Raw genomic sequence first — 3,890 nt, forward strand, 5'->3', positions numbered from 1 at the left:
ACGTCGTTCAGGGCGGAGCCTCCGCCGGTGAGCGCTCCGACGAGCTCGGTTCCGGCCGTGGAATTCGTGACCTCGTCGACGATGCCGGCCACGGCGCTGGTGACAGGGGCGATCGCGCCCGCATCACCGAGGACCGGTTCGACGACCGTGTCGCCGACGAGGGAGTCGACCAGGCCGTTGTCGCCGAGGAGCGACGAAACGGGTCCCGGTTCGGGAGGTGGTTCGGCCGCGTTCGCGGCCGTCGCGCCGAGCAGCGTGATGCCGCCGGCGAGAAGCGTGCCCCACAGGGCGCGCTTGATGAAAGCGTGCATGATGTCCCCTTTGTGATGGATCACTGAACTGCGCGCGCCTACGACGCGCCGAAGCAGATGCCGCCCCCGGAGGGAGGCGACGCGATCCGATCAGTCGGGGGAGACGTCGGTGCCGAAGAGAGGCGCGCCCGGTGCGACGTCGTCCGCGGGCCCTGCTCGGCGCACCCAGGCACGGTGTGCGACGAACGGAACTGCGGCGACGAGCGCCCAGGCGGCAGAACCCGCACCACCGGGTCCTGCTGTGGAGGTCAGCGGCGCCGAGGACGGCACCGCGTCTGGGGTCGATGGGGCCGAACCGCCGTCGGACGGGACCGCCGAGCCGAGGGATGCGGGAGGCGAACTCGGCGCGCCGAGCCGATCCCGAACGAGGCCGTGTGCGGTGCGCGCGAGCGCAGGCGACGATGAACCGGATGCCGAGGCATCCGCCACGTCGGCCGGTGGCGCAGCCGCGTCCGGGTCGGAGACGGGAAGCTCCGGCGGCGCTGTGACGCCCGGAATCTGGGGCAGAACGCCGTCGACGGCTGCTCCCAGTTCCACCACGAGGTGGATGGTCTCACTCGCGGTGCGGTCGACGATCGCGGCGGTGTCGGTCACGGCGTCGTCGAGCCCGAGGCGGGCGACGACATCCGCGACGACCGGCACGCGGCCGAGCGTGGCGACGACCGGCGCGGTGAGCTGCGAGACGGCGCCCGAGTCGACGACATCGACGACCGGCGTGGCGACGGCTTCGACGACCGGCGACACGACGCCCGGTGCCGGCTGCGGCGGAGCCGGGGCCGGGGCGGGCTGCTGCGGCGCGGGCTGCTGCGGAGCAGGGGCCGCCGGGGCCGGCTGCTGAGGCGCGGGGGCCGGCGAGAGGACGCTCTTGACCGCATCCGTCACCGCCGGAACAGCGGCCGACACGGTGGAGGTCACCGCCGAGGTCGTGCGGTCGAGAACCTTTGTGACACCGCTCAGAAGCCCTGCACCGCGGGAGTCGTCCGTGCCGTCGTCCGCGCGCGCGTCGCCGGAGGCGAAGCCGAGGACGACCGAGAGAACGAGCCAGGCGAACGCGAGTGCGGCCCCGATGAGGCCCAGCCGCACGATCCTCGAGCCCGAGAGCGAGTGTGCGATCTCCACGTTCACCTCCCATGACGGAGTCTCGCGTTTCGTGCGAAACGCGTCTGAGGGTGCCTGGATCTCCGACCGTAGTCGGTGATCTCGAGCATGTCCAGCACCTTCGCCCGCTCTCGGAGAACGTGCAGGTTCCGGACCCGGTCGATTTGCAGAATCGCGCGAATTGTGCACAGGTGGCGGCTTCACCGCGAACCTTCAAGCACAACTTCAATCACATCTCGATCCACAGGCTGCTCGCAGAGAAAGGCCCGGTCAAACCGAAGAAAAAAGTTGTGCATCGGCTGTGAGCACACCATTATCCACAGCTGTTGTACACAGGTCTGTCGGCGTTTCTCGCAGACTCTCCACAGAGTTATCCACAGGCGCTGTTGCATCCCCGACGGGCTCTCCTTAGCGTGGGCTTCGGCCCAATCGGGGGGTGCGCTCGACTGTCGTAGGAGACAGGTTCGAGGCTTGCGACGACGACTTATGTCGGTGGTCCGTGTTGTGCTCGACACGGAGGCGGCAGCATGCCGCCCGCAGGTCATACGAACATGCGAGCGTGCTCTGCCGCATCCGTCGGCCGCCAGTCGTGCTCGAGCTGCTGTGGGAGGTATGGGGACCCGTGTCGATAGCCGACATCTCCGAAGACCGCCTTGGCGGACCGCGCGAAGCGGAACGGACTCCTCCCCACGATCTCCTCGCAGAACAGAGCACCCTCGGCGGAATGCTGCTGTCGCCCGACGCGGTCGCCGAGGTCATCGAGATGCTCCGCGGCACGGACTTCTACATCCCGAAGCACGAGCTCATCTACGAGGCGATCCTGTCGCTCTACTCGCACGGCGAGCCGACCGACGTCGTCGCCGTCACCGACGAACTCATCAAGACGGGTGAGCTGCAGCGCGCCGGCGGACCTGACTACCTCCACTCGCTCACCTCGATCGTGCCGACGGCGGCCAACGCCGGTTATTACGCGTCGATCGTCGCCGAGCGCTCTCTGCTCCGCCGTCTGGTGGAAGCGGGCACCCGCATCGTGCAGATGGGCTACTCGGGGCAGGGCGACGCCCTCGAGCTCGTCAACAACGCGCAGGCCGAGATCTACGCGGTCGGCGCGGCGCAGGAGACCGAGGACTACGTCCCGCTGACCGTCGCGGTCGACGCAGCGGTCGACGAGATCGAAGCGGCGCGCGGCCGCGACGGGCAGATGACGGGCATCCCGACCGGGTTCGCCCAGCTCGACCAGCTCACCAACGGGCTGCACCCCGGCCAGCTCGTCATCATCGCGGCGCGTCCGGCGCTCGGTAAGTCGACGCTCGCCCTCGACTTCGCTCGCGCCGCCGCGATCAAGCACAACATGCCCACGATCTTCTTCTCGCTCGAGATGGGGCGCAGCGAGATCGCCATGCGCCTCATGAGCGCCGAGGGCGCAGTGCCGCTGCAGGCGATGCGCAAGGGCACGCTCGACTCGCGCGACTGGACGACGATCGCCGCGACCCGAGGTCGCATCAACGACGCGCCGCTCTACATCGACGACAGCCCGAACATGACACTCGTCGAGATCCGCGCGAAGTGCCGTCGGCTGAAGCAGCGCGTCGGTCTGAAGATGGTCGTCATCGACTACCTCCAGCTCATGACGTCGGGCAAGCGCGTCGAGTCGCGCCAGCAGGAGGTCTCGGAGTTCTCGCGTGCGCTCAAGCTGCTCGCCAAAGAGCTCGGCGTGCCGGTCGTCGCCCTCTCGCAGCTGAACCGTGGTCCCGAGCAGCGCGCCGACAAGAAGCCCGCGCTCTCCGACCTGCGTGAGTCGGGCTCGATCGAGCAGGACGCCGACATGGTGATCCTCCTGCACCGCGAGGCGGCGTACGAGAAGGAGAACCCGCGCGCGGGCGAAGCCGACCTCATCGTCGCGAAGCATCGCAACGGTCCGACCGACACGGTCACCGTCGCGTTCCAGGGTCACTTCTCGCGGTTCGCCGACATGGCGGTCGGAGACTTCGGGTAGCCGCGCCGCGGAACGGCCGAGACGCCGAGGTCCGGCCCTGGAGGAGGAGGTCGTCGATGACGCAGTACACCCTCGAACTGCCGGAGGTCGATCTCGTCTACGACGTCCACGGGCCGCTGCCGACAGCCGATGGGCGGCCCCCGCTGCTCATGATCGGCCAGCCGATGGATGCGAGCGGCTTCGACGCACAGGTGAAGCTGTTCGGCGACCGCACAGTCGTGACGTACGACCCGCGGGGCCTCGGTCGAAGCAAACGCAAGGACGGCGTTGTCACCAACGAACCGCAGGTCCAGGCCGAAGACATCCACGCGCTGATCGAAGCGCTCGGCGCCGGTCCGGTCGACATGCTCGCCAGCAGCGGTGGGGCGGTTACCGCGCTCGCGCTCGTGACCGCGCACCCGCACGACGTGTCGACGCTGGTCGCCCACGAGCCGCCGATCGACTGCGTTCTGCCGGATGCCGAGGCCGTCCAGCGCGCACGCGAG

At 69.0% G+C, this 3,890-nt stretch carries 3 protein-coding genes and 1 pseudogene; 2 read left to right on the forward strand and 2 right to left on the reverse strand.

The window, feature by feature from the left end; all coding sequences use genetic code 11:
* Nucleotides 1–311: pseudogene (locus VFF97_RS11120) on the reverse strand (hypothetical protein); the annotation flags it as partial.
* Between the two features lie 90 nt (nucleotides 312–401).
* On the reverse strand, nucleotides 402–1,430 hold the full coding sequence (locus tag VFF97_RS11125; protein WP_325033569.1) for a hypothetical protein: 1,029 nt from the start codon (nucleotides 1,428–1,430) through the stop codon (nucleotides 402–404).
* A 601-nt stretch (nucleotides 1,431–2,031) separates the two neighbouring features.
* Between VFF97_RS11125 and dnaB the strand changes: the two genes are divergently transcribed.
* Both dnaB and VFF97_RS11135 read left to right on the forward strand, forming a co-directional pair.
* Nucleotides 2,032–3,405: a replicative DNA helicase gene (gene dnaB / locus VFF97_RS11130; protein WP_325033571.1), complete on the forward strand. Its 1,374-nt coding sequence runs from the start codon at nucleotides 2,032–2,034 to the stop codon at nucleotides 3,403–3,405.
* A gap of 56 nt (nucleotides 3,406–3,461) precedes the next feature.
* Nucleotides 3,462–3,890: alpha/beta hydrolase (locus VFF97_RS11135; RefSeq protein ID WP_325033570.1), on the forward strand; the 429-nt coding region annotated here is incomplete at its 3' end.

Source organism: Microbacterium sp., from assembly GCF_035687345.1.
GTDB lineage: Bacteria > Actinomycetota > Actinomycetes > Actinomycetales > Microbacteriaceae > Microbacterium.